This window comes from Photobacterium swingsii (assembly GCF_024346715.1).
Taxonomy (GTDB): Bacteria; Pseudomonadota; Gammaproteobacteria; order Enterobacterales; family Vibrionaceae; genus Photobacterium; species Photobacterium swingsii.
The window spans coordinates 381,645-403,918 of the sequence record NZ_AP024853.1 but is presented as its reverse complement, the minus strand read 5'-3'; the positions used below and the strand labels follow the sequence as shown (position 1 = coordinate 403,918).

The following is a 22,274-nucleotide window of genomic DNA, read 5'->3' as shown; positions in this document are numbered from 1 at the left end:
TTTGTACATCTATAACGCTGTAAGCGTTTTTACCGGAGCATCATTTTGCATTTTAAAGATCTTGGATTAGACCAGCGACTGTTAAAAAAAATCAACAACCTAGGGTTTGATCAAGCGACTGAAATTCAACAACAAGCAATTCCAGTAGCCATGCTTGGCAAGGATTTGTTGGCCTCATCAAAAACGGGCTCTGGTAAAACATTGGCATTTTTACTGCCTGCGATGCAGCGTATGTACCGTAGTAAGCCATTTACTCGTCGTGATCCGCGTGTGGTTGTATTGACGCCAACACGTGAGCTTGCGAAACAAGTTTTTGCTCAGCTTCGCACCCTGAACGCAGGCACACCATACGATGGTGCCTTAATTGTTGGTGGCGAAAACTTTAACGATCAAGTTAAAGAACTACGTAAAGACCCTATGTTCGTGGTTGCAACGCCGGGTCGTCTTGCCGATCACCTTGAGCACAAGAGTACTTACCTTGATGGTCTAGAAATGCTAATTCTTGATGAAGCAGACCGCATGCTTGATCTTGGTTTTGAAGCGCATTTACGCAGTATCCACAACGCGGCCAACCACCGTCGTCGTCAAACATTAATGTTCTCAGCTACGCTGGACCATAATGATGTATTGGATATTGCAACCGATATGCTAGATGCACCAAAGCAAATTGCCATTGGTAGCTCTGCAGAAGAACATAAAGACATTACCCAACGTTTCATGCTGTGTGATCACCTAGATCACAAGCAAGCATTACTGGATAAAATCCTTGAAACGGAAGATTACAAGCAAGTTATCATCTTCACTGCAACGCGTGATGATACTGAACGTCTAACAAAAGAGCTGAACGAGCGTAAGCTAAAAGCTGTCGCATTGAGCGGTAACTTAAACCAAACGCAACGTAACAGCATCATGAGTCAGTTTGAGCGTGTATGTCATAAGATTCTTGTGACGACAGATGTCGCTTCTCGTGGGCTTGATATCGACAACGTATCGCACGTTATCAACTTCGATATGCCTAAACACGCTGAAGAGTATGTACACCGTGTTGGTCGTACTGGCCGTGCGGGTAACAAAGGTGATGCGATTTCTTTAATTGGCCCTAAAGACTGGCGTAGCTTTAAGAATGTTGAATCATTCTTACAGCAAGACATTTCATTCACCACGATTGAAGGTCTAGAAGGTAAGTTCAAAGGACTTAAACCTGCACCTAAGAAGAAGTTTGTTAAGAAGAAAACGACAAACAAACCTGTTGCAGCGAAGAAATCAACAGCACCAAAAGCGAAGAAGAAAGTGGATAAGCGCTTTTACGATAACGTGGCTGTGGGTGAAAACGTGTTTATGCCTAAGAAACGTAAGCCTGCTAACCCAAGCGCTGAAGATTAATATCAGCCTGTAAGCATTTGAATAATGAAAAACCAGCCAATTGGCTGGTTTTTTGTCTTGTATGTCGTCAAATACCCATTTAACGCATATCGGTATGATCAGAACTGATAAGCAGCGGAGACTTTAATGTTTCTACCTGGTTCATTATCAGTTAAATCAATTCCTCGTGCCGATCCTGTGCGAGAAGCATGCGATGCGTATTGCGCATCGAATAGGTTATCGACACCAAATGTCATGACTAAGCCATCCACTTGGTGCGGCGCCCATTGCGCAAAGAGGTTATGCACATTGTAAGCATCTTTGACTGCAGTACCTGTCATCACATTATCTTCTTCTAGTACAAACTGCGAACGCCAACCTAGGTATAAATCTAGATCATAAATGGTGTAATCCAGGCTCAGATTAATACTGTCACCCATGTCGGTGCTTCGCTTGTTTCCATCAAGAATAGGGGTGTTATTCGTTGTATTCTTGTTATCAGATTTAGCGTAAGACAATTTAGAACTAAAGGCGTCATACCCATAAAAAATGCTGGCTTCAAAACCTTTAATTTCAGCATCACCGTTATTATAAATATCGTACTGGCGTTTAGCGCGGTTATAGCCTGTTTCTAAATGGTCTTTTAAGTCCGTTTTAAACACGGTGAGGTTAGACGCAAAGCTGTGTTGTCCTATGTCGTAACTGAACTTAGCACCACCTTGGGTATTTAGCCCCGTTTCAGCTTTGATATCATCGGCAAGATAAGCCACTTCTTGGTATTTAATAAAGGACTCAAGCAATTGTGGTGCTTTGAATAATGAGCGCGTACTTGCAAAGAAAGTAACATGCTCATTGAGTACATAGTCGGCTGCCAGTGCCCAAGTTACATCACTGAACGAAGTATTACTTGTGAAAGCATCTCGTTTAAAGTGGTCGTAACGGATCCCTGGTGTCATTGAGAATGCTTCTGTGAATTGGAATCTGTTTTGTAGGAAAACAGCACTGGCTGTGCCTTTTTCTGATAACGCAGAACCCGCACCATATTGGCTCTTACTTTTTTGCTGATTATAGTCAACTCCATAGGTGAAGCGGTTATCAATGCTGCTGAGTGTTAGTTCACTTGTGGCCGTTACGCGAGCACCAGTGTTGGTATTAATCGCAGTGTTGACGGAACGACGGTTACTTGGCCAGCGGCCAGGAATAGCAGATTCATCACGTTCTAGATCAATGGTATTTCTATATAAACTACTCTTTATACTGAAGGCTTCGTTGTGGTTATAGCGATGGTTTAGCGTTAATGTGTCTCGATCATATTGAGTAGGGATAAGCGTTGTTTTTGATAGCGAGGTATTCGCGCCGCCTGACATATCAGGCCGCGGGCTATAGTCGCCTTTGTCACGATAGCGATCATAGGTTAATTCAAAGCGCTGTTTATCTGTCGGCTCCCAGCCTAATTTAGCGAGAATGTTGTTAACTTTGCCTTCAGCACCGATTGTCTCCTTGCCTTCACCATCTTTGAAATTCCCGCGTTTGATCATGTAACCATAGAGCATGGCGTCAATGGTATCGGTTAATTGGCCATAAACCGTCGTTGACCCTTGTTGTGCGTCATTACTGGCATATCCACCAAAAACACGTGCGCCATATTGCTCATCAGGGCGTAATAAGTCTTTGGCATTTTTGGTTTCGAAATGAACCGCGCCACCAAGGCCACCATTCACAACAGAATTTGCACCCACTTGAATATCGACAGCTTTAATAATGTCAGGGTTAAGTGTGAGGTTACCTATGTGGTGAAACATATTGGCGTATTGAGAGGCGCCATCTAAACGAATGTCTAAATCCGTTTCGTTAAACCCCCTGATATTAATGCGCTGATTGACGGAGTGAGTGCCGCCCACATCGACACCAGGAATATCGCGTAATAAGTCTGAAAGGTGATCCGCTTGTTTAACGGAGATGTCTTCATCACCTAGGTACTCTGACGAGCTAGAGACCTTTGTACCCCATACGACAACCTCTTCCATATGAGAGGTGACATCTTGCTGATCATCAGCGAAGGCAGGCTGACAAAACAATGCAGCAGCAATAGAAAAACTAAGCGTAGATAGCGGCATTGATTGGCGAAATGATGTAGATGAGCACTTATGGCTTTGATTGTTATTTTTATGGCTTGGCATGTTAATCCCTAACGATCGCATTATGTAATGATCTTAATGATATTTATTCGCGATTGATAATATGTTGCAATCAAAGCAGAATGAAGTAATTAACGTAATGCGTAATCGTCTGTGGGTTATGACAAATCATCGCCCAAATATTTAAAGCGAGAATAGGATGCAAAATGTTTAGAAGCACCAAAAGGAATGAACAGTGATAGGGGACAGTAATGAAAACGGAAATCGAACTTCATCCGTGATGGGACGACGTGTCGTTATGACATCAAAGGTTGAAGAGGTAGAGAGTAAGAATAATCGTGCTGAGTGCACTGAATCTGAATCAACACGTGCGAGCACCAATACCCCTATTCAAAAAATTATTACGTCGCAAAAAACTGAGCGTAAAGTGTTAGTTGAGGGGCAATTCTTAGCCGAACGATTTCCTTCGGGCATTTCCGTTATGGGCGGCGATATTCATGAGCTCGCTAATACTACTGTCTTAGCAACTGCCGGCAGAGCACTGCACATGGTCATAGTGTTAGATGGTCAATTAGGTTTTGGTTATGATGAGCAAGATTTTCATTTACGTGGGCAAGTGCGCTGCGCATCGTCGATTAGCTCTACAGACCCCGTACCGACAGCTGTGATTGTCGATATTAAAAGGCGTTGCTCGTTTAGACGCTATTTAACAAAAGGGCGAGTGCGAAAAATCAATATTATTGTCCCTCATGCTTGGTTTGAACGTACGCCAGCAGATGAAAGTGGATCGAGAGATGCCTTTTGGCAACACTTTAGTCAGCATCTTTCAACGGTAGAATGGCAACCCTCTCAAAATGTGTTGAGCTACTGTAACGAGATGCTGACCGCCATTGATTTCGATGATAAATGGCAGCGTAATATTTATATTGAAACACGCGTCACCGCGATTATTGGTGAAATGGTAAATGATGTTATTCAGATGCCGATCAAGCCAAGCTATCAGCAAATTACGGATCCGATTCATACATCAAGCGAACACTACGATGTACTTTGTGCTGCGATAGAGTATATAGAGTCTTATTTACATACTGATTTAACGCTTGAAGAGGTAGCGAAACAATCAGCGATGAGTGTGAGTGCATTGCAGCGTAAGTTTAAAGATACCTTCTCGTGTACTGTGTTTGACTATATACGACAGCGACGGCTGGCTAAAGTGAAAGAAGCGATGGACAAAGAGAAGATAACAATTGGTGAAGCGGCGTATATGGCGGGCTATAACCACCCGTCAAATTTTATTACAGCATTTAAGCGCCAGTATGGTGTCACGCCTGGTGAGTTGACCAATTCTTGAACAAAATTAGATGTTTTTTTCAATATTCGGCTTTACTTGTTGTTATCGATGACATTTTTCTGACATTGACTCAGTGTTGAGTGCTAAACTAATCGCATGAAAAAAACTGCTTTGCTACTTTCACTATTCTTTTCAGCGGCTTGTACGGCGTCAGTACAAAGCTTGCCTGAACGTTTAGATGCTGTTCGCTCTGATTTATTGTTGAGCGAACCATTAGCAACGTATGATTTCCGCCAGCTACAAAGTTTATACCCACATGCATTATTAAAGCCTTCGAACTTGTTACCGCAAACGGCAAAATATCCTCTTAAATCAATGACCCGGCTTTATGCTAGTGCGCAAAGCTGTAAAGGACCTTGGCCTGTTAGCCCGCTTGTGACGCAACCTGTGGTCTATACACGTGCAATTTGTAATAACACTAAATTGCCAGCAGGCTGGTTTATTCGTTCAGGTTATATTCATCCAGGTGGTGGTAGTTATGCATACCGATATATTCAGCACCACCCAGATAAAGCTGAGAGTTTGTCGCGTTTTCTTCATATTCAAGAAAAGCCGCTAGCACCAACCAATACTGAGTTAGGTCGTTTACAGCGCATGAATAGTGAAGAGATCGATGTCTTCATTGCGGGTGCTGAGGCATTTGTGTCTAACGGTGAATTGTGGATCCGTAACGGCAACGAATACCATGTCTATGGTCAGCCAACTTGGTCGGTGGTATTAGAACGCTACCAGATCTTGTTTAAACGCTTAGACAATACCGATTTTTGTTTAGCAAAAACGGGTAATGTTTGCTGGCAAGACGAAGATCGCTCGCAAGTCACTTTCTATTTACTGGTTGGCTTAGCGGTAGCTAATATTGCTTTGTTAGTGGGTTGGGGTGTTTACCGCTTACGTATTCGACGAAGAGCAATGCAAGAGCGTATGCTGGTATTACAAATACTGACGCATGAGCTGCGTACACCGATCGCTAGTTTAGCGATGACAGTTGAAGGTTTTCGCCGTCATTTTGATGCTTTGCCTGAATCACTCTATGATGAGTTCAGAAGGTTAACCGATGATTCACGGCGTTTGCGCCAATTGGCGGAAGCCAGTAAAGACTATTTACAGGCGAACCAGCAACAATTAAGCGTTGCGCCTGTCGAGTCGTTTAACGAATGGATTGAATACTTGGCTGAGCCGTATGACGTTAACTTGGTACTGCCTGAAGATAGAGCGGTGTCACTCAACGTATACTGGCTTGGTACGTGTATAGATAATTTATTATCTAATGCACAAAAATATGGCGTAACGCCAATTACATTAACGTCATCGTTCAAGGATGGAAAACTGATCATTAAGGTTGAAGATAATGGTCAGTTGGGGGCTAAAGACTGGTCCCGATTACGCAAACCCTTTGTTAGTGAAAAAGGCTTAGGGCTTGGTCTTACAATTGTTGAATCGATGATACGTAGAATGGGGGGGCGCATGAAACTGATTGGCCCACCTACCACATTTATTTTGGAGATACCGTGTGAATCAAACTCTGCTACTGGTTGAAGATGACCACAACCTTGCTGATGGTTTGCTCGAAGGATTGAAACAAGCAGGCTACGAGTGTTTATATGCCGACTGTGCAACAAAGGTTGCTGATTTGTGGGGTAAAGCCGATTTAGTCGTGCTAGATCGCCAACTGCCAGAAGGTGATTCACTGACTTACCTTGATGGCTGGCTTACGATCAAGCAAGTGCCCGTTATTTTACTTACTGCTATGGTTTCTGTAACCGATAAGGTTATGGGACTAGATTCAGGTGCTAAAGATTATCTGACTAAGCCTTTTGCGGAAGAAGAGCTACTTGCACGTATTCGTGTACATTTACGTAATGGCGACAAAACAGCGCCAGCCGCTAACATTATTAAAGTGGGCGAAATTGCGATTGATCTGGATAGCCGTGCAGTTACTCATAATGATGAAAGTATCACGCTAACACGGACTGAATTTGAACTGCTTGTCTTTTTAGCTAAGCATGCAGGGCGTGTATTTACTCGTGATGAGTTGCTGGATCAGGTGTGGGGGTACAATCACTATCCAACCACGCGAACCGTTGATACTCATATTCTACAGCTTCGTCAAAAACTGGCGGGCATTGAAATTGAAACCTTGCGTGGTGTGGGCTATCGAATGAAAGCGGCTGATTAATGAAGCTGCTGCGGCTTTCAGCGTGTCTATTTATGCTTCACTCGGTGTTTTATACACCGAGTGTTTTCGCACAATGGTTCTTAGGACAAGATTTATACACGGTTGCCCATCAGCGTTTGCTGGAAGGAAACACATCTGAAAGTTTCGATACCATCATTCAAGCATGGCAACAAAGCCCCGCTGTAGAACAACGCAATAATCTTGATGACTTGCTAAACCTAGCAATCACAGAGGACTGTGGCCGCAGCTTAACCCAAAATGTTTTGCCGAACTGGTTGTCGAATTTATCGATTCGTCGTGAAGTCATTCAGAATTTGAACCAAGTGATGTTGAAGCTATCGGTAACTGGGGCTGCTCGTGTGCCTATTACAGATGTGACGTTTGCACGCTGGCCTGACAGCACACTTATTTCTAGTTCGCCCGTAAGTGAAGAAAATGGTGACTTTTCTGTTGAAACGAAACGACTGGAACTTCCTATTGCGGGCGGCTTATATAAAATTACGCTAACGAACGAAAACAAAGAAAGTTGGAGTTCGTGGGTATTACTCACTTCACCGTCAATCAAGCAAAAGATAGGCTGGAAAGACAGCAAGAATTGGCGAATTGAAAAGTCGCAATTGCCGAATCAAGCATGCCCGTCGCCTGTGTTGTCTATTAACCTTTATGATCTGAATGATCTTAGTTGGACACCTGTCTGGACGGAAGAGATCGATGGCCGCCTACCTACAACACTACCTGACATTGATGTGCCAGATGGACGTTATTGGTTAAGCGTTGGCTTGATCGAAAGCCGATGGCAAGGGGATGTGTCTATCTTGGATATTCAGCGCATAACTAGGCCTGTTGATGCACAAACTGCCATTGAAGCTGAAGAGACTAAAGAATAAAAAATAAGGATCCATATACCCCGTCCATCACTCAAACCCCTGTGTAGTCGCCTTGACCGCTCATAATCTGTACTGATCATATCGTCTAATCATAAAGATGTATTTTACTTATAACTTTAAAGGTGTATTATTAATGCATCTTTAAAGTTGAGTAATCACCATGATGCAAATCCTTGATAACGAGAAAGAACAGAAAATCATGCCGCTGTTCCGTCTTGCTTTCCGTCCCTTTTTTCTAGCTGCCAGTGCCTTTTCAGTTATCGCTATGGTGGTTTGGGCTTTATTCTGGGCAGGTTTACTGGGCAATCATCAGCTCATGTACGGTAACCCTGTATGGTGGCATAGCCATGAAATGCTGATCGGTTTTACTGGGGCCGTTATTATCGGCTTTTTGCTGACGGCCGTTCAAAATTGGACCGGTAACCCAGGTGTCAGAGGCAAAAAGTTGGCTGCTATCTTTGGCTTGTGGTTAATAGCACGCGTAGGTTTGTTATTTGGACAACCTCATGTTATCTGGATGATCATCGATCTCAGTTGGATCCCGCTTGCAGCTTACTTTTTGGCCAAACCAATCATTGAGCGTCGCCAATGGAATAATTTGTTTTTTACACCTTTACTGATTTTGCTGACGCTTATTAACGCGGCTATGCACCTTAATAGTTTAGGTTTTGCACAATTTGATCAGCACCAATTAACATTGGCATTGGTTACTGTTATTTCAGTGATTGTGCTGGTGGTTGGTGGACGTGTGATTCCATTCTTTACATGGCGCGGTACAGATACAGCGCAAATCACGCGTCCTGAGAAAATTGAATGGTTGGCACTGATTCCTAGTTGGTTATTGCTGCTTAACGTATTGCTGCCTGTTCCTGAAGCGATTAATCAGTATTCGCTACCAGCTTTATTCCTGATCACGGGTATCAGTAATTTAGTTCGTTTTGCTCGCTGGCGTACATTTAGTACTTGTAAGGTGCCATTACTGTGGTCATTGCATTTTGCCTATGCCGCAATGATCGTTGGAATGTTATTATTAGGCGTTCATTATGCTGGTGGCCCTGTGGGTTATAGTAGCGCATTGCATTTCATTACTGTAGGTGGAATGGGCGGTATGATCCTAGCGATGATGGCGCGAGTGTCATTAGGGCATACGGGACGTAACCTAAAGGTCGGGCGTATTGTTATCGCCGCGTTTGCTATCATGATTGCTTGCGTGCTTGTCAGAACGTTGGTGGTTATGCTGCTACCTGCAATGACCCTTAATGGATACATTATTTCAGCCATCTTATGGGCCGTCGCATTTGGTATTTTTACGATAGTGTATTTCCCTATTTTAACTAAACCTCGCTTGGATGGTCGTCCAGGTTAAAACGAGAGGAGTGACACCATCGCCAATTGGCTATAGAATGTCGCTCCTTTCAAGATATCAGGCGCATTATTATCATGTTTAATTCAACTACACTGACTCACGCAGAACAACAAATTGCCGCAGAACGTATTCACGAGCTAATGGCAAACGGTATGAGCAGTGGTGAAGCTATTCAGACAATCGCCAATGAAATCCGTGAATCTGCAGCGCGTGCTAAAGCGCAACAAAAATCTGAGCAAGAGTTAGCAGAAGACTTTGACTCTGAATAAGTGACTCAGAATAAGTAATTAGGAATAAACAAAGCGCTGGATTCGTAAGGCGAGAAGCTTAAGTTAGCTCATGATACGAAACGCTGGTTTATGAATGATTCGAGAGAACGGCACCTTCTAATGGAGGTGCCGTTTTTTTATCCAAATTGTGCGTCAAATCTCATACAAAAAACCGAGAATCAGCAACCCTGTTAAGTTCAAATATACTAATACTGTAATTAAGGCTAATGCCTGTTTCTTATTCAAGATTCTATTGCAGCCAGTAATGAGTTAACACCATGGGAAAGCGGACATCCATTTTGTATGAAGGTGAAAAGAAATGAATAATCGTTATCTAAAAGCGCGGACCTTAGCAAGGAGCAAGCACAGTGGGCAGTATTATGGTGAACTTCCTTATTATGTGCATTTAGAAGCGGTTTCACGTTTAGCGACACCCTTTGGCACAGATGCAATGATCATCGCACAACTTCATGATGTGATGGAGGATACAGAAACAACGGTTGATGAACTCGCATCAGATTTTGGCTTTCTTGTTGCCGATGCTGTGAATTACATGACTGATGGCAAGTTAGAAGATCGCGCTAAACGCAAAGCCATGATTAACCAACGACTCGCTTCGTTAGATGCTGATGAAGAATCAGCAAGATTGGCGCTGATCGTTAAAGCGTGTGACAGGCTTGCAAATGTGAGAGCCAGCAAGTCATCCTCAGAGCGTCATTACGATATGTATAAATTAGAGCATGCATCTTTTAAAGAAGCTGTGTATCGCAAAGGATTATGTGAAGCTATTTGGTGGGAACTGGATAATTTGATTGATCCTATGACAGAACAGTAATGTTCATGATGTCTTTTATCTGTTTCGTAAAGTGCGCGTCATAAAGTCATTAACGTAAAAAGAAAAGATCAGGCCAGAACCTGATCTTTTTTATGTGCTGGTAAACATCAGGGTGATGTTTGTATCTGTATCGCTAGCCTTATGAAATAGTCACGGGGATAGCAAGCTCGTAGATTAATCGTAAATCGTAGGGATAGGCTTACGTTTGTGCTGAGTCGCTTTGTAAATGCTGATTAGGCGCTCAGAAACGTGGGCTTCTACCACTTTCCCTTCTAAAAAGTCATCAATTTGATCGTAGCTAACTTGCAGCGCATCTTCGTCAGCTTTTTGAGGCGCTAATTCTTCAAGATCAGCTGTTGGAACTTTAACAACTAGCTGCTCTGGGGCACCGAGCTTTGCCGCTAATGCACGTACTTGACGTTTATTTAAGCCAAATAAAGGAGCAAGGTCGCAGGCGCCATCACCAAACTTAGTATAGAAGCCCGTAATATTCTCAGCCGAGTGGTCTGTCCCCAAGACTAGACCGCCAACAAGGCCAGCGATTTCATATTGTGCAATCATACGGGCACGTGCTTTTACATTGCCCTTAACGAAATCAATTTTAGCGGAGTCGTTTGGTATAAGCCCTGTACCTTCAAGTGCGAGTAGGGTACTTGCGTGTGCGCCATCTACGCCATCTTTAATATTGACGCTAACAGATTGTGAAGGCTGAATGAAAGATAACGCGATTTGCGCTTCATCTTCATCTTTCTGCTCGCCATATGGAAGACGTACTGCGATAAACTGATGATCTTGCGTGCTTGATTCGGCATTGAGTTCATTAACCGCCAGCTGTGCTAAGCGGCCACAGGTTGTAGAATCTACGCCACCACTGATCCCTAATACAATTGATTTACAGCCTGATTGCTTCATCGTGTTTTTAATAAAAGCGACACGGCGTTGAATTTCAAAATCCACGTCAATTTCTGGTAGAACGCGCATTTCTGCACGAATTAGCTGTTCCATCGTTACATCTTCCTCGGGCTTTGCCCAAATTGTGTTCACTTGAATCCAAAATGGCTACAATTGTGAATAAATGCGTTAAAGCTTTAGCAAAATCATGCGATAACTCTAACTGATGATCAATGCTATTCTGGCATTTATTTACAGAAACGCATAAATAAGAGGCTTAAACGCATGTCACAATCTATTGCTGTATTTGGGAGTGCTTTTAATCCACCCAGTTTAGGTCATCTGTCTGTTTTAAAGCGACTATCACGTTTTGATCGAGTTTTGCTATTACCAAGTTATGCCCATGCATGGGGTAAGGTGATGCTTGATTATGATGCGCGTTGTGAACTGGTGTCTGCTTTTATTGAAGATAGTGGGCAAGCAAACCTTGAGCTATGCCGTATCGAAGAGACTATGGCGGTTGGTGATGAAGCGATCACGACGTATGCAGTATTAACAGAGCTACAAAAACAGATCCCTGACGCTGAGTTAACTTTTGTGATTGGCCCAGACAATTTGGCAAGTTTTCATAAGTTTTATAAGGCAGATGCGATAACAGCGTCATGGCAAGTGCTTGCTTGTCCTGAAACGCTAAAGATAAGAAGCACATTAATTCGTGATAAACTTGCAGGGAGTTGCTCTGTTTCACAGCTAACAACACCCAAAGTAGCTACTATGCTAATGGAAGACCCTCGATTTAAGTTTGGATGATCCTTGTATTGGATAAGTAAGCCCAAGTGATTTATAAGGCATTGTTTTGAGTGTATGTAAGATCAAATTAACGTTACTAGGTATCAGCGGTGTTTTATTCATCTCTGCTGACGCTTTTGCACTCTCCTGTAACCCTTATTCAGCGGCATCTGTTATTTCCAGCGAAGATACCTTGCATGATCGCCGCTGTAGCTTAGTGACTCTTCCTGAATACCTTATTGATCCTGATCTACTTAACTACAGTGATTCGCCTAACTGGCAAGAAGATCATGAATTTAACGGTGAGTTTTGGGATGGTTGGACTGGGTTAGTTGAAGATGATTCCCCTGTGATGAGTGCGCGTGCTGCTTCTACTTTTTATGGATTAGGTTTTTGGATGCCTGACGAATACAAAGAGGAAGAAGTCGATATTAAGAATATCAAAGATATACAGGATCTGATTCGACAGTACGGATTATTGATGTCGTTTGGTGTAGGTGGGGAAGATCCTGACTCGTTGCGTTTTAGGTTTGATTATCGTTGGCATGAAACCCAATCTAGTGATGTCTTTTTACAGTTAGAGATCCCGCTCCAGTAACCTTCGCCATGATTGAATTCGCCATACCTGTAAGTTTCGCACTTACGCGGCGGCATTAAAAAAGCGATGTGTTTGAACCTGTGTTCATCACATCGCTTTTTTTATACGTACAGCACAATAACGGTTACTGAGGCTTACGCATTTAAAGCGGCGAGAGGCTTCCCTAGAATTGGTAAAGACAGTGTCTCTAAGTATTTAAGTTCTACGCTGAGTTCTTCCGCTATTTTTTCTGGTTTACGGCCAGAACGCGCAAGTCGTAATGCTTCACGCATAAGTAGCGTAACTTCAAGTTCTGCTAAATTGATATGCAGTTTTTCTGAAATCACTTTTGCAGCAGGCTGATCTGTTACCTTGTCACCTTTAAGGGCTATTTTAAGTGATTCTTGGTAATGTTTACTTAGTTCAGGGCAAAGGGCTTTGCTATCAACCTTAATATTTACTAGTTGATCTTTCAGCACGCCAAGTAGACGCCCGTATGGACCTTCCCATACTTGCTGTTCGGGAGCGGTATTTTCAAGCTCAGCAAGTAAAGCGCAAACAAGAGGTGAGAGCGAAAAGAAGCCAGCTTCGCCGCAGACTGGGTGAGTGACACGCGCTGAAATATCAACACGCTTAATTTCACTACCTGGCAAAATAGTTAAGGCGTGTAAGCAGTCGAATGGAACCCAAAAACCATGTCCTTGTGGGATCAAATGCTCGTTTTTACCAAGGCGGATTAGTGCCGCACCTTGTGTAACAGCAACCATATAAGAAGTCATACTTTTACGGCGTGGGCCAACAGATAAATAAGGGTGCTGCTGGTGGGTAAACTCAATAGCTTGTTTCATACGTATTCTCTTGCAAAAAAGCCCGCACATAGTGATAGCTTTTAGCTTGATCGTCAACACATCTGGTTGAAGACACAGATTAATTGGTGACTTTTGTAACGGAAAAGCAAAGCCTTGCTGACATGGTTCTGAATTTTGAGGTATTCTGATTGTAAATTGGTCGTAGAGTAGAATATTTACTCTGGTAAGACCTCCAACCATGTGGCTTATTACGCCACATCACTATGAATGCAGTTTTTTCTGCGTAAAATAATCCAGTTTTTATTATTAATGAAGCATAATTGTGCATACGACTAACGATATTTATAAAGAAATTCGCCCATACAACGACAGCGAAGTTAACGGTGCAATTGAGCGCCTAGTGAATGACGATGAGTTCATCACTGCTATTCTAAATTACCGCTTTCCGCAGTTATCGGGCATTTTTGGTTGGTTGCTGCGTCCGATCATTCGTCGTTTCCTCGTCAATAAATGGTCTAACATCAACACGGTAGAAGATGTTCAGAATCATGTTGCTAAATACATGGCGGCAACGCTAGAGCAATCATGCGATGCAATCACGCACAGTGGTTTGGAAAAGCTAGATAAAAACAAAGCTTACTTATTTGTTTCTAATCACCGTGATATTGCGATGGATCCCGCGATTGTTAACTGGTGTCTGTTTAATCAAGGCTTCAAATCTGTTCGCATTGCGATTGGTGATAACCTCCTCAAGAAACCTTGTGCAACAGAACTTATGCGCTTGAATAAGAGCTTTATTGTTAAGCGATCAATTAAAGCACCGCGTGAAATGATGAAGGCACTTGGTCTATTGTCGAGCTACATTGCTGATTCTATCGAAACGGGTCATTCAATCTGGATCGCTCAGAAAGAAGGCCGTGCGAAGGATGGTAATGATAAAACTGAACCGGCTATCTTGAAAATGTTCAATATGGAAGGGCGTAAACGTAAACAGAGTTTCTCTGAGTTTATGGCTTCATTGAACATTGTGCCTGTTGCGATCTCTTACGAGAATGATCCGTGTGACATTGCGAAAGCGCAAGAACTCGATCAAATTCGTACCAAAGGCAGTTATGAAAAAGGTGAACTTGAAGATATCGATAGTATTATCAAAGGTATCGTAGGTGAAAAGCGCCGTATTCATGTTAGCTTTGGTGATGTGATTGGTGCTTCATTTGAAACACCAGAAGATCTGGCTGTAGAGATTGATCGTCAAATCACACAGAACTATAAATTGTTCCCTGCGAACTATCTTGCCGCTGACATTGAACATGAATCTGTTACCGCGCAAGAGCGCCAAATGTTTGAAGATAAGCTTGCATCACAATCCACGGGTGTCGCTGATATTTTGAAAAAAATGTATGCCTACCCAGCGGAGAAGCAGCAAGGCTAACGGATATAGTATCGAATAAGAGACGAAAGCGAGTGAAGTGATTCACTCGCTTTTTATTTCTGAAAGCAAAGGATGCTATTTCTTTCCCGCGATCGGGCTCAGTGTTCGGACTATCGCTTGTGGTGAAATCACCTCAACACGTCGGTTTTGTTGTTTATCTAAAATAGCTTTCCCAGTAACTACAGGCTCATCTTTTCCTGCTGCGATAATTTGTAATCTTTCTTCTTCAATACCAAATACCGCTGTTATATAGATAGCAACGCTGAAAGCCCTTTCATAAGACAAAACGATATTATCTTCATCGCTGCCATCATCGTCGCTATGCCCAACGATAACGAGGTAAGTGTCTGGGTAGTTTCTTAATCTAATGGCTATAGGGTCTAAAATAAGTTGAGCTTGAGTTGTAAGATCGTAGCTATTTACATCAAATAAAATGACATCGCGATGTTCGGGTAGGGTTGTCAAAAGAACTTTAGCGTCAGGAGATGGAGAGGTTGAGCGTGACACTGTAACATCTCTATTGGCGTTTGTCCCTAAGCCGTCATTACTGGCATCATTCACACAAGCGGTGATCGTTAGGCATAAGAACAAAGCGCTGAACCGTGTTATGGCAGCCTTGATAGTATTTGCGTGCCAATAAGGCATCAAAAAATGAATACCATGTACATATCGCATTGCTAAACCTAAAGCAGAAGGGGTTACCCTTAAGGTTTAGCGGAAAGTGACAGGATCACAACTTCAATATTGAGAGGCTGGGTATTCTTTTTAACGAAAAAACAATTGCGGCCACACAAGTAGCCGCATAACAGCATGAGAGGCTTAACTTAATATCGGATTAGGCTTGCTATATGGGAAGACAGACATGCGGTCAGCCATGAAATCGATAAAGCTGCGCACTTTAGGTGCGAGGTATTTTCGTCGTGGATAAACAGCGTAGATAGGCAAATTGACGTTTGCTTTCCACTCAGGCAACAAGCGAACCAATTTGTTGGTGTCGAATTCATTTGTGATGAGGTAAGTCGCCAAGTAGGCGATCCCCAAACCCGCAGTTGCAGCGTCGAGTACGGCGGGTGCATTGTCTATACGGTAATTACCGCGAGCAGGGACAGATTGGTTAACCCCATCACGACTAAATTCCCAGTTAATATATTGGCGTTCGCGACTTTGGTAGGTAATGCAATTATGACGACGTAGTTCACTCGGCGTTCTAGGTTCGCCGTGTTCCGCAATGTAGTCAGGAGAAGCAACAACGGCAAATTCACATTCCGCCAGTTTACGCGCAACCATGCCTTCTGGCGGGTGCTCATGAATCGCAACCCAACAATCAAACCCTTCTTCAAGTAAGTTAGGTCGGTGATCAAATAAACTCACTTCAAGTTCAAGATCTGGGTGAGCTTTTTGAAATTCAGCCAGTGCCGCAGTGATATGGATGTTGCCAAATGATTGCGCTATCCCAACACGTAATACACCCTTTATTTCATTACGATAACCCGCAACCATAGCTTCAGCTTCATTAACAGTATCAACGAGTTGCTGTCCGTATTCGGCGTATTGAAGGCCGATATCGGTTAGTGCAACAGCGCGAGTGCTTCGCTGAACAAGTTGGCAACCTAGACGTTCTTCTAAAAAACGAATTTGTTTACTGACTTGAGATTTTGAGATGCCCAGTCTTTCAGCTGCGCGGGTAAAGTTTTGTTCATGGCCGACTGTTGCCAAGATAACCATCTGTTGGAGATTTTCTAGCATAAAGGAATACCGTTATCATCGAAGGGGTATTATACCACTGATTTTAAAGTAACTTAATCAGCCTTGTATATGCACCGATCAATCGCGACTAATAATTAATAGTATTAATTGAAACTATCAATTTAAACGTTTTCATTAATTTAATGCGAAAAAGTAGAATTCATGCATTACAGGAGGAGTTATGTTTGAAGTTTTGATCCGCTTTTTTGTACTTGGTTTATTTAGTTTCGGTGGGCCTGCGGCGCATATAGGCTTTTTTCAGCGAGAATTTGTAACCAAAAGAAAATGGTTATCAGAGAATGATTTTACCCAAGCTGTCGCGCTTTGCCAGTTTTTGCCGGGCCCCGCGAGTAGCCAGCTAGGTATGTATATTGGTTTCAAGCGTGCGGGCTATCTTGGCGCAGCCAGTGCATTTGCTGGATTCACATTTCCATCGTTTGCCTTACTCACATTCCTTGCAGTGGCGAGTGCTGATTCCATTAACACTGATGCGATGAGCGTTTTCATTCAAGCTGCAAAATTGTTAGCTGTGATTGTTGTAGCTGATGCAGTGTGGGGAATGGCTAAAAAGAACTTAACGTCAGCGGCAACGATTGGCGCGGCGATCCTAACCGGTGCTTGGGTAACATTTTCAACAGGGCTGCTTGGTCAGATTATCCCAATCCTTGTTGCAGCATTTGTCGGTATCTTAATTAGCTATAGAAATGGTGATACATCTAGTAATGACAAAATGAAGACACCTAAAATCATACCTCATAAAGGTTTATTAGCGAGTTTCTTTGTATTACTTGTGAGCTTGCCACTAATTAGCTCATATAGCGCTGAGCTGGGGTTATTCAACATTTTCTATCAAGCTGGTAGCTTTGTTTTTGGTGGGGGACATGTCGTACTTCCATTATTACAGCCGATGCTAGAAGGTATGATCCAAAGCGATGATTTCCTAGCGGCTTATGCTTCTGCGCAGCTTGTTCCTGGTCCTATGTTTACCATGGCCAGTTATTTAGGGGCGATAGTTTTACCTCAATCACCTGTTATAGGTAGCGTTGTTGCAACAATTGCGGTGTTTTTACCTGGTGCTTTGTTGCTATTTGCTTTTTTGTCGACTTGGGAAGCTATTTTTGCACACTCAAAACTGAAAGTTGCTATCACTTTAGTGAATGCAAGCGTAGTTGGTTTACTAGCAAGTGCATTTGTATCTCCTGTGATTTCTAGTGCCATTATTACATGGCAAGATGTAATCGCTGTTACCATAGGGTATGCGTTACTTAAATACAAAAATATCCCTGTTTGGTTGCTGGCTATTCTACTTGGCGGTTATACCATCGCTATCCATTAAGTCAGGGTGTTTTATTGAATAAAGGTGCAAACAGCACCTTTATTTTAAGTAAGCTAACGCACTATAACTTTTATGCTGTTCATCAAAAATTTTATCATACACCATATTAATAATGCAGAGTCTGTTAAGCATTGTGTCAGAAAAGAGTGCTAATCTAGTTGAAACTAATAACGAATTCACGCCTATGACACTGCCTCGGAAAACACGACAAAACCTAACGAATTACGACGTTGTTGAATTACTTCGTGCTGAGATTGAAGATTCAGAAAGAAAAATGACAAATAAGCTTTACTTTGCACATGCCATAAATGTTGTTTTGTTAGCTGTATTTATTATTTTCTACGTTTCGACAGAAAGCCAAAATGTTCGTGACTATGCAGCAGAAGCAATGCAAAAAGCATTCGAAGCAGAGCGGGCCGTGCACATTATTGACGAAGCTGCAGGTACCAATTTCTTAGAAAGGGCTAAAAAGTCGGACTAACACCGCTGGGGCTGTGCAGTTAAACAAATACTGATGTATCCACACATTGGTGATACACCAGTATTGTTAGTTAAGAGCAATACGTTTTTATACTAAAAATCGATAACGATTTTATTTCCTTTGATCAGCAACTCAGGCTTAGCTGATTTTAATAAAGACTGTTTAAAATCATTTTCATCTAACCTATAAATAGGGCGCGTCGATATAAGCTCGCCAACTAAAGAAACGATAGGTGAGACGAGAGGTTTAGTTAAAAACATACCGATCTCAGGCGGAGATAGCTGAAGGTCTTCCAACTCTAGGTGCTTAACAAATATTGCGCCTTCTTCTTTATCGTAATATGGTACAGCGCTGAAGCTCATCGTTACATCGATAGCCTGAGGTTTTTGTCCCGTTATTACAACATTCGCTTTAGCGTTTGCGTCAAGGTTAACTCTGTCTGATGCAACGCGGCCAATGCCGACAGCAATATCATCAAAAGCTACATTTGCATGCGCAATGCCTTTAATACCAACGGTTCTTTCAAATTGTGCGTTCTTATCAAGGTAAGATTGCACCTCAGACTCTGTTACCGTGTAACTCGCGCAGCCAGAAAGTAATAGCGCGACAACAACAGGCAGTTGACGAATAATTTTTTGCATAGTGATTTTATTGATAATTCTAAAACTTAATTATCGACTAATGTTATCAAATTTAGCTATCGCAAGTATGAGACAAATAAAAAACCTCTCGTAATCATCGATCACGAGAGGCTTTTATAACCAGTTTAGCTAGTTTTGGTTATGCACTTTCAGCAAATAGAAGCTCTAAATTATAGTTATCACGCTGCAATGCATTTTTTAATTTACTTAAAGAGCTAACTTGAAGCTGTCTAATACGTTCACGTGTTAATCCAACTTCATCTGCGACTTGTTGTAATGTTTGTGCTTCATAGCCGAGTAGGCCAAAACGACGACACAGAATTTCACGATCACGCATGTTTAAACTTTCAAGCATAGCAATAGCGAGTTTGTTAATGTCTTGCTCGTTTGCGGCTGTATCTGGGTTCATCGAACCATTATCAGAAATAAACGCTGACATACTTTGTGAATTCGAATCATCTGTGATTGCCTGATCAATTGACACAACAGGCGCATCGAAAGCCAGTACACCAGAGATATCTTCAACACTTCGTTCTAACTTTTCAGCGACTTCTTCTTGGCTAGGCTCGTGGCTTGTGTTGCGCATTAGTTGTTTGTGCGTGCGAAGAATCGTATTAATTTCTTTTGAAACATGCACGGGTAAGCGGATAGTACGTGCTTGATTGTGAATAGCACGCTCGATCGTTTGTTTAATCCACCATGTCGCATAAGTCGAAAACCTAAAGCCGCGTTCCGGGTCGAACTTATCAACAGCGGTAATTAAACCAATGTTACCTTCATCAATCAAATCGCTCAGCAGCATACCGCTGCCGCGGTATTTTTTAGCGATACTTACCACAAGACGAAGGTTACTTTCGATCATGACTTGTTTAGCACTTTTATCGCCAGTTAGGCATTTTCGGCTATACAAGACTTCTTCTTCTTTAGTAAGTAGTGGTTTGTGAGAAATTTCTTTTAAATACAGGTGAATTACATCTGCATCAAATGCTTGTGATTCGTCATTTTTGATATCCATATCAATTCCCCTAACAACAAATGGTAAAAGTAACTTCCGCGTATACTTATTAACAACTTTTATACACACTAACATACAGAAATCGCATATACCACCAAGTGACTATGATATTTTGACTTAATGACATTAGACTTTAGTCGTATGAGAAGCGTTATTGATTGGCTGTAAGTTATTGTTTATAAAGGAAGGTGTTTTTATGGAATCACAGAGCCAATATTTTCCCATTTATTCTCACCTGAAATAACTTCAATTTAGTCTTAGAAATGAGACGTTGCATACTTTTAACAATATTGTGAATAAGCATATGGCGGGAAAATGATCACATCTGCATCAGTGCAGCCTAAGCAATTTACTTTACAGTTACATTAATATTAGCTTTTAAACCATAATTGATCGTCGACTAAAATGAAGCGAGTAGGGAACAGCCATCGACTTTGATAGATGAGCATTTCATTACTTTTCATCAATTATCTATTTAAAATCATATGATTATGAACACTCAGTATTTATAGGGTATTTATTACAACGACTATTGAGCGTTACAACTATATTGTCTACAATAGCGAGCTTTTTATTTATTACAGGTTACGGACATGAACGACGCTAAATCGCAACCAACTCTTCCTGATCACCTATCAGGTAACCCTCGCAGCCCACACCATGTGGCGGAGTGTTTTGAACACAACATTGGTATTCGTCTGAACGGCAAAGAGCGTTTTGACGTAGAAGAATACTGTATTAGTGAAGGTTGGGTAAAAATCCCATCACCTAAAGCGTTGGATCGCCGCGGTCAACCTATTCTAATTAAGCTAAAAGGTACTGTTGAAGCTTTCTACAAGTAAGTTGCTTTAATACCTACCGATCAAGAGCCTAAACACTTTGGGCTCTTTTAAATAATCCTACCGTAAATATCTTCACGTTATACCGCTACACTTGGTAACCAAATTCCTGCTTCTGTTACTCGTTTCTATATGCAATGCATTTAAATAAATTGATTTTCTATTTAGGTATCATGACGATGGTTACCAAACTGTTCTCGTTTTAATTAAATCAACCAGACCCAAGGTTATCAATGCGAATGACTAAACACGTAACTTTAATACTGCTGTTAGGAAATAATGGATATTCGCCGATGTTGAGTATGAAGTTTGGTGTTATTTGCTAGTGTAGCGTGGGGGAGCTTATTGCAGGAGTTAACCGTAAAAAGTGATGATCAGTCGCTAATGCTAGCTCGGACATCAGAGATGGTTATAAAAAGTTTGTTTTCTGTATCTTGAAAAGCAGTGAAACCGTATTTTTCGTAAAAGTATTCGGCACCATCTTTTGCGTCGACGATAACAAGAGGAAAAGCGACAGTTTCACTTGCCATTAGTAGCTTTTTCAATGCGTCAATCAGTAACCATTCGCCATAGCCGTTCCCTTTGTATCGTTGATCCACAGCAAGTCGTGCAATTAGCCCACCAGAGCTTGCATTCTGATGTTTCTTTAATAATTTGAGTGGTAATAATGTCAAATCAATGGGGGTCATAGTTAGCGTGTAGTAGCCAACAACATGTTCTGCGCAATTAGTATCTTCAAGAACAAAAGTACGCGTGTTGTCTTTTTTGGCCTGCTGACTAGCCATTATTTTCAGATAGTTGTTTAGAGCATCAATACCACAATCAAAGCGATGACGGTCGTGTTTGTTTTTGTTTAACTGTACCGTCTTCATTGCTGTGTCTTATCCTTGTAACGATCTGCTGCTTGCTTTAAACGCAGGTTAGGTTTTGCAGGTTCATCAAGTGCATCCATAAGCATCATTGCATCGCGTTGGCTGAGCTTGAGTGCTCGTTCACGTTCCATAATCTGTTTTGCTTTTTCAACTGCGGCACTTAGAACAAAGGAATTAATACTAGACATACCGGCAATAGCAGCAGCCTGCGATAGTAATTCTTGAGTATCGATGTCTACACGAGCAGTGATACGAGGTAGAGCTGTAGCCATAATTATCTCCTTAAGTGTCAAACTGGCACATGTGAAGTATCGCATGGTTATTAGGTACTGGCAATTTTTGTGACACTTTGGCACGTAGTTAACAAAGCATAAATACGAGCAACCGCACGGCATTTTAGCTCTTAATCTCATAGTCACGGGCGCAAATTTCCTTTGGTCGCATCGTTCGCGGTTGGCCTGT

23 protein-coding genes are annotated in these 22,274 nt (G+C 42.0%); 14 read left to right on the top strand and 9 right to left on the bottom strand.

What is annotated here, in order from left to right:
* The first annotated feature begins 45 nt into the window (after positions 1-45).
* Entirely contained in the window at positions 46-1,383 is a 1,338-nt protein-coding gene (locus OCU77_RS19190) for a DEAD/DEAH box helicase (protein ID WP_048897907.1), read from the top strand.
* 98 nt (positions 1,384-1,481) lie between these two features.
* On the opposite strand, the gene OCU77_RS19185 is transcribed toward OCU77_RS19190, so the two are convergent.
* On the bottom strand, positions 1,482-3,479 hold the full coding sequence (locus OCU77_RS19185) for a TonB-dependent siderophore receptor (protein WP_315972522.1): 1,998 nt from the start codon (positions 3,477-3,479) through the stop codon (positions 1,482-1,484).
* A gap of 256 nt (positions 3,480-3,735) precedes the next feature.
* On the opposite strand from OCU77_RS19185, the gene OCU77_RS19180 reads away from it, so the two are divergent.
* The 7 genes from OCU77_RS19180 to OCU77_RS19150 all read left to right on the top strand — a co-directional run bounded on the left by OCU77_RS19180 (position 3,736) and on the right by OCU77_RS19150 (position 10,384).
* Positions 3,736-4,851: a helix-turn-helix transcriptional regulator gene (locus OCU77_RS19180; RefSeq protein WP_144414889.1), complete on the top strand. Its 1,116-nt coding sequence runs from the start codon at positions 3,736-3,738 to the stop codon at positions 4,849-4,851.
* Positions 4,852-4,947: 96 nt separating this feature from the next.
* Positions 4,948-6,387 carry a sensor histidine kinase VxrA gene (gene vxrA, locus OCU77_RS19175; protein ID WP_107302636.1) on the top strand — a complete coding sequence of 480 codons (1,440 nt, stop codon included), beginning with the start codon at positions 4,948-4,950 and terminating at the stop codon, positions 6,385-6,387.
* Complete coding sequence (locus tag OCU77_RS19170; RefSeq protein ID WP_048897905.1) at positions 6,362-7,027, top strand: response regulator transcription factor; 666 nt, start codon at positions 6,362-6,364, stop codon at positions 7,025-7,027. The genes vxrA and OCU77_RS19170 overlap by 26 nt, the downstream gene beginning before the upstream one ends.
* A complete protein-coding gene (locus tag OCU77_RS19165) occupies positions 7,027-7,914 on the top strand; it encodes a DUF2861 family protein (protein WP_048897904.1) in 888 nt (295 codons plus the stop codon). The genes OCU77_RS19170 and OCU77_RS19165 overlap by 1 nt, the downstream gene beginning before the upstream one ends.
* A gap of 160 nt (positions 7,915-8,074) precedes the next feature.
* The gene (locus OCU77_RS19160) at positions 8,075-9,280 is read left to right on the top strand and encodes an NnrS family protein (protein WP_239685881.1); all 1,206 of its coding nucleotides are present in this window, start codon (positions 8,075-8,077) and stop codon (positions 9,278-9,280) included.
* A 74-nt stretch (positions 9,281-9,354) separates the two neighbouring features.
* Positions 9,355-9,549, top strand: coding sequence for a YoaH family protein (locus tag OCU77_RS19155; protein WP_048897903.1), 195 nt, complete (start codon positions 9,355-9,357; stop codon positions 9,547-9,549).
* A gap of 319 nt (positions 9,550-9,868) precedes the next feature.
* The gene (locus tag OCU77_RS19150) at positions 9,869-10,384 is read left to right on the top strand and encodes a bifunctional (p)ppGpp synthetase/guanosine-3',5'-bis(diphosphate) 3'-pyrophosphohydrolase (RefSeq protein ID WP_048897902.1); all 516 of its coding nucleotides are present in this window, start codon (positions 9,869-9,871) and stop codon (positions 10,382-10,384) included.
* A 174-nt stretch (positions 10,385-10,558) separates the two neighbouring features.
* Here the strand turns inward: OCU77_RS19150 and nadE are convergent, their stop codons facing one another.
* Positions 10,559-11,389 carry an ammonia-dependent NAD(+) synthetase gene (nadE, locus tag OCU77_RS19145; RefSeq protein ID WP_048897901.1) on the bottom strand — a complete coding sequence of 277 codons (831 nt, stop codon included), beginning with the start codon at positions 11,387-11,389 and terminating at the stop codon, positions 10,559-10,561.
* A 171-nt stretch (positions 11,390-11,560) separates the two neighbouring features.
* Here nadE and OCU77_RS19140 point away from each other — a divergent pair, with 171 nt between their 5' ends.
* Positions 11,561-12,085, top strand: a complete 525-nt coding sequence (locus OCU77_RS19140; protein ID WP_048897900.1) for a nicotinate-nicotinamide nucleotide adenylyltransferase — start codon at positions 11,561-11,563, stop codon at positions 12,083-12,085.
* A gap of 46 nt (positions 12,086-12,131) precedes the next feature.
* Positions 12,132-12,662 carry a hypothetical protein gene (locus OCU77_RS19135; RefSeq protein WP_048897899.1) on the top strand — a complete coding sequence of 177 codons (531 nt, stop codon included), beginning with the start codon at positions 12,132-12,134 and terminating at the stop codon, positions 12,660-12,662.
* A gap of 134 nt (positions 12,663-12,796) precedes the next feature.
* Here OCU77_RS19135 and OCU77_RS19130 read toward each other — a convergent pair whose 3' ends face one another.
* Positions 12,797-13,489 (bottom strand): hypothetical protein, encoded by a 693-nt coding sequence (locus OCU77_RS19130; protein WP_048897898.1) that lies wholly within the window; start codon positions 13,487-13,489, stop codon positions 12,797-12,799.
* A gap of 283 nt (positions 13,490-13,772) precedes the next feature.
* On the opposite strand from OCU77_RS19130, the gene OCU77_RS19125 reads away from it, so the two are divergent.
* The gene (locus tag OCU77_RS19125; protein ID WP_048897897.1) at positions 13,773-14,882 is read left to right on the top strand and encodes a 1-acyl-sn-glycerol-3-phosphate acyltransferase; all 1,110 of its coding nucleotides are present in this window, start codon (positions 13,773-13,775) and stop codon (positions 14,880-14,882) included.
* A 75-nt stretch (positions 14,883-14,957) separates the two neighbouring features.
* On the opposite strand, the gene OCU77_RS19120 is transcribed toward OCU77_RS19125, so the two are convergent.
* Together OCU77_RS19120 and OCU77_RS19115 are read right to left on the bottom strand one after the other, a co-directional pair.
* Entirely contained in the window at positions 14,958-15,557 is a 600-nt protein-coding gene (locus OCU77_RS19120; protein ID WP_053111769.1) for an OmpA family protein, read from the bottom strand.
* Between the two features lie 144 nt (positions 15,558-15,701).
* Complete coding sequence (locus OCU77_RS19115; RefSeq protein ID WP_048897896.1) at positions 15,702-16,628, bottom strand: LysR family transcriptional regulator; 927 nt, start codon at positions 16,626-16,628, stop codon at positions 15,702-15,704.
* Between the two features lie 181 nt (positions 16,629-16,809).
* Here OCU77_RS19115 and chrA point away from each other — a divergent pair, with 181 nt between their 5' ends.
* Positions 16,810-17,964, top strand: a complete 1,155-nt coding sequence (chrA, locus tag OCU77_RS19110) for a chromate efflux transporter (RefSeq protein ID WP_048897895.1) — start codon at positions 16,810-16,812, stop codon at positions 17,962-17,964.
* Positions 17,965-18,148: 184 nt separating this feature from the next.
* Entirely contained in the window at positions 18,149-18,445 is a 297-nt protein-coding gene (locus OCU77_RS19105; RefSeq protein ID WP_048897894.1) for a hypothetical protein, read from the top strand.
* A 92-nt stretch (positions 18,446-18,537) separates the two neighbouring features.
* Here the strand turns inward: OCU77_RS19105 and OCU77_RS19100 are convergent, their stop codons facing one another.
* Together OCU77_RS19100 and rpoS are read right to left on the bottom strand one after the other, a co-directional pair.
* Complete coding sequence (locus tag OCU77_RS19100) at positions 18,538-19,086, bottom strand: DUF1439 domain-containing protein (protein WP_048897893.1); 549 nt, start codon at positions 19,084-19,086, stop codon at positions 18,538-18,540.
* Positions 19,087-19,225: 139 nt separating this feature from the next.
* Positions 19,226-20,101 carry an RNA polymerase sigma factor RpoS gene (gene rpoS, locus OCU77_RS19095; protein ID WP_048897892.1) on the bottom strand — a complete coding sequence of 292 codons (876 nt, stop codon included), beginning with the start codon at positions 20,099-20,101 and terminating at the stop codon, positions 19,226-19,228.
* 593 nt (positions 20,102-20,694) lie between these two features.
* Here rpoS and OCU77_RS19090 point away from each other — a divergent pair.
* A complete protein-coding gene (locus OCU77_RS19090) occupies positions 20,695-20,943 on the top strand; it encodes a DUF3297 family protein (protein ID WP_048897891.1) in 249 nt (82 codons plus the stop codon).
* Positions 20,944-21,314: 371 nt separating this feature from the next.
* On the opposite strand, the gene OCU77_RS19085 is transcribed toward OCU77_RS19090, so the two are convergent.
* Together OCU77_RS19085 and OCU77_RS19080 are read right to left on the bottom strand one after the other, a co-directional pair.
* Complete coding sequence (locus OCU77_RS19085; protein WP_048897890.1) at positions 21,315-21,812, bottom strand: GNAT family N-acetyltransferase; 498 nt, start codon at positions 21,810-21,812, stop codon at positions 21,315-21,317.
* On the bottom strand, positions 21,809-22,084 hold the full coding sequence (locus OCU77_RS19080; RefSeq protein WP_048897889.1) for a type II toxin-antitoxin system TacA family antitoxin: 276 nt from the start codon (positions 22,082-22,084) through the stop codon (positions 21,809-21,811). The genes OCU77_RS19085 and OCU77_RS19080 overlap by 4 nt, the downstream gene beginning before the upstream one ends.
* Between the last annotated feature and the right edge of the window lie 190 nt (positions 22,085-22,274).

What these genes read in the sequence shown, in the direction of transcription:
- OCU77_RS19185 (WP_315972522.1), bottom strand. Translation starts at nt 3,479, where the DNA reads ATGCCGCTATCTACGCTTAGTTTTTCTATTGCTGCTGCATTGTTTTGT.
- vxrA (WP_107302636.1), top strand. Translation starts at nt 4,948, where the DNA reads ATGAAAAAAACTGCTTTGCTACTTTCACTATTCTTTTCAGCGGCTTGT.
- OCU77_RS19165 (WP_048897904.1), top strand. Translation starts at nt 7,027, where the DNA reads ATGAAGCTGCTGCGGCTTTCAGCGTGTCTATTTATGCTTCACTCGGTG.
- OCU77_RS19160 (WP_239685881.1), top strand. Translation starts at nt 8,075, where the DNA reads ATGATGCAAATCCTTGATAACGAGAAAGAACAGAAAATCATGCCGCTG.
- OCU77_RS19155 (WP_048897903.1), top strand. Translation starts at nt 9,355, where the DNA reads ATGTTTAATTCAACTACACTGACTCACGCAGAACAACAAATTGCCGCA.
- OCU77_RS19150 (WP_048897902.1), top strand. Translation starts at nt 9,869, where the DNA reads ATGAATAATCGTTATCTAAAAGCGCGGACCTTAGCAAGGAGCAAGCAC.
- nadE (WP_048897901.1), bottom strand. Translation starts at nt 11,389, where the DNA reads ATGGAACAGCTAATTCGTGCAGAAATGCGCGTTCTACCAGAAATTGAC.
- OCU77_RS19140 (WP_048897900.1), top strand. Translation starts at nt 11,561, where the DNA reads ATGTCACAATCTATTGCTGTATTTGGGAGTGCTTTTAATCCACCCAGT.
- OCU77_RS19130 (WP_048897898.1), bottom strand. Translation starts at nt 13,489, where the DNA reads ATGAAACAAGCTATTGAGTTTACCCACCAGCAGCACCCTTATTTATCT.
- OCU77_RS19120 (WP_053111769.1), bottom strand. Translation starts at nt 15,557, where the DNA reads ATGCGATATGTACATGGTATTCATTTTTTGATGCCTTATTGGCACGCA.
- OCU77_RS19115 (WP_048897896.1), bottom strand. Translation starts at nt 16,628, where the DNA reads ATGCTAGAAAATCTCCAACAGATGGTTATCTTGGCAACAGTCGGCCAT.
- chrA (WP_048897895.1), top strand. Translation starts at nt 16,810, where the DNA reads ATGTTTGAAGTTTTGATCCGCTTTTTTGTACTTGGTTTATTTAGTTTC.
- OCU77_RS19105 (WP_048897894.1), top strand. Translation starts at nt 18,149, where the DNA reads ATGACACTGCCTCGGAAAACACGACAAAACCTAACGAATTACGACGTT.
- OCU77_RS19100 (WP_048897893.1), bottom strand. Translation starts at nt 19,086, where the DNA reads ATGCAAAAAATTATTCGTCAACTGCCTGTTGTTGTCGCGCTATTACTT.
- rpoS (WP_048897892.1), bottom strand. Translation starts at nt 20,101, where the DNA reads ATGGATATCAAAAATGACGAATCACAAGCATTTGATGCAGATGTAATT.
- OCU77_RS19090 (WP_048897891.1), top strand. Translation starts at nt 20,695, where the DNA reads ATGAACGACGCTAAATCGCAACCAACTCTTCCTGATCACCTATCAGGT.
- OCU77_RS19085 (WP_048897890.1), bottom strand. Translation starts at nt 21,812, where the DNA reads ATGAAGACGGTACAGTTAAACAAAAACAAACACGACCGTCATCGCTTT.
- OCU77_RS19080 (WP_048897889.1), bottom strand. Translation starts at nt 22,084, where the DNA reads ATGGCTACAGCTCTACCTCGTATCACTGCTCGTGTAGACATCGATACT.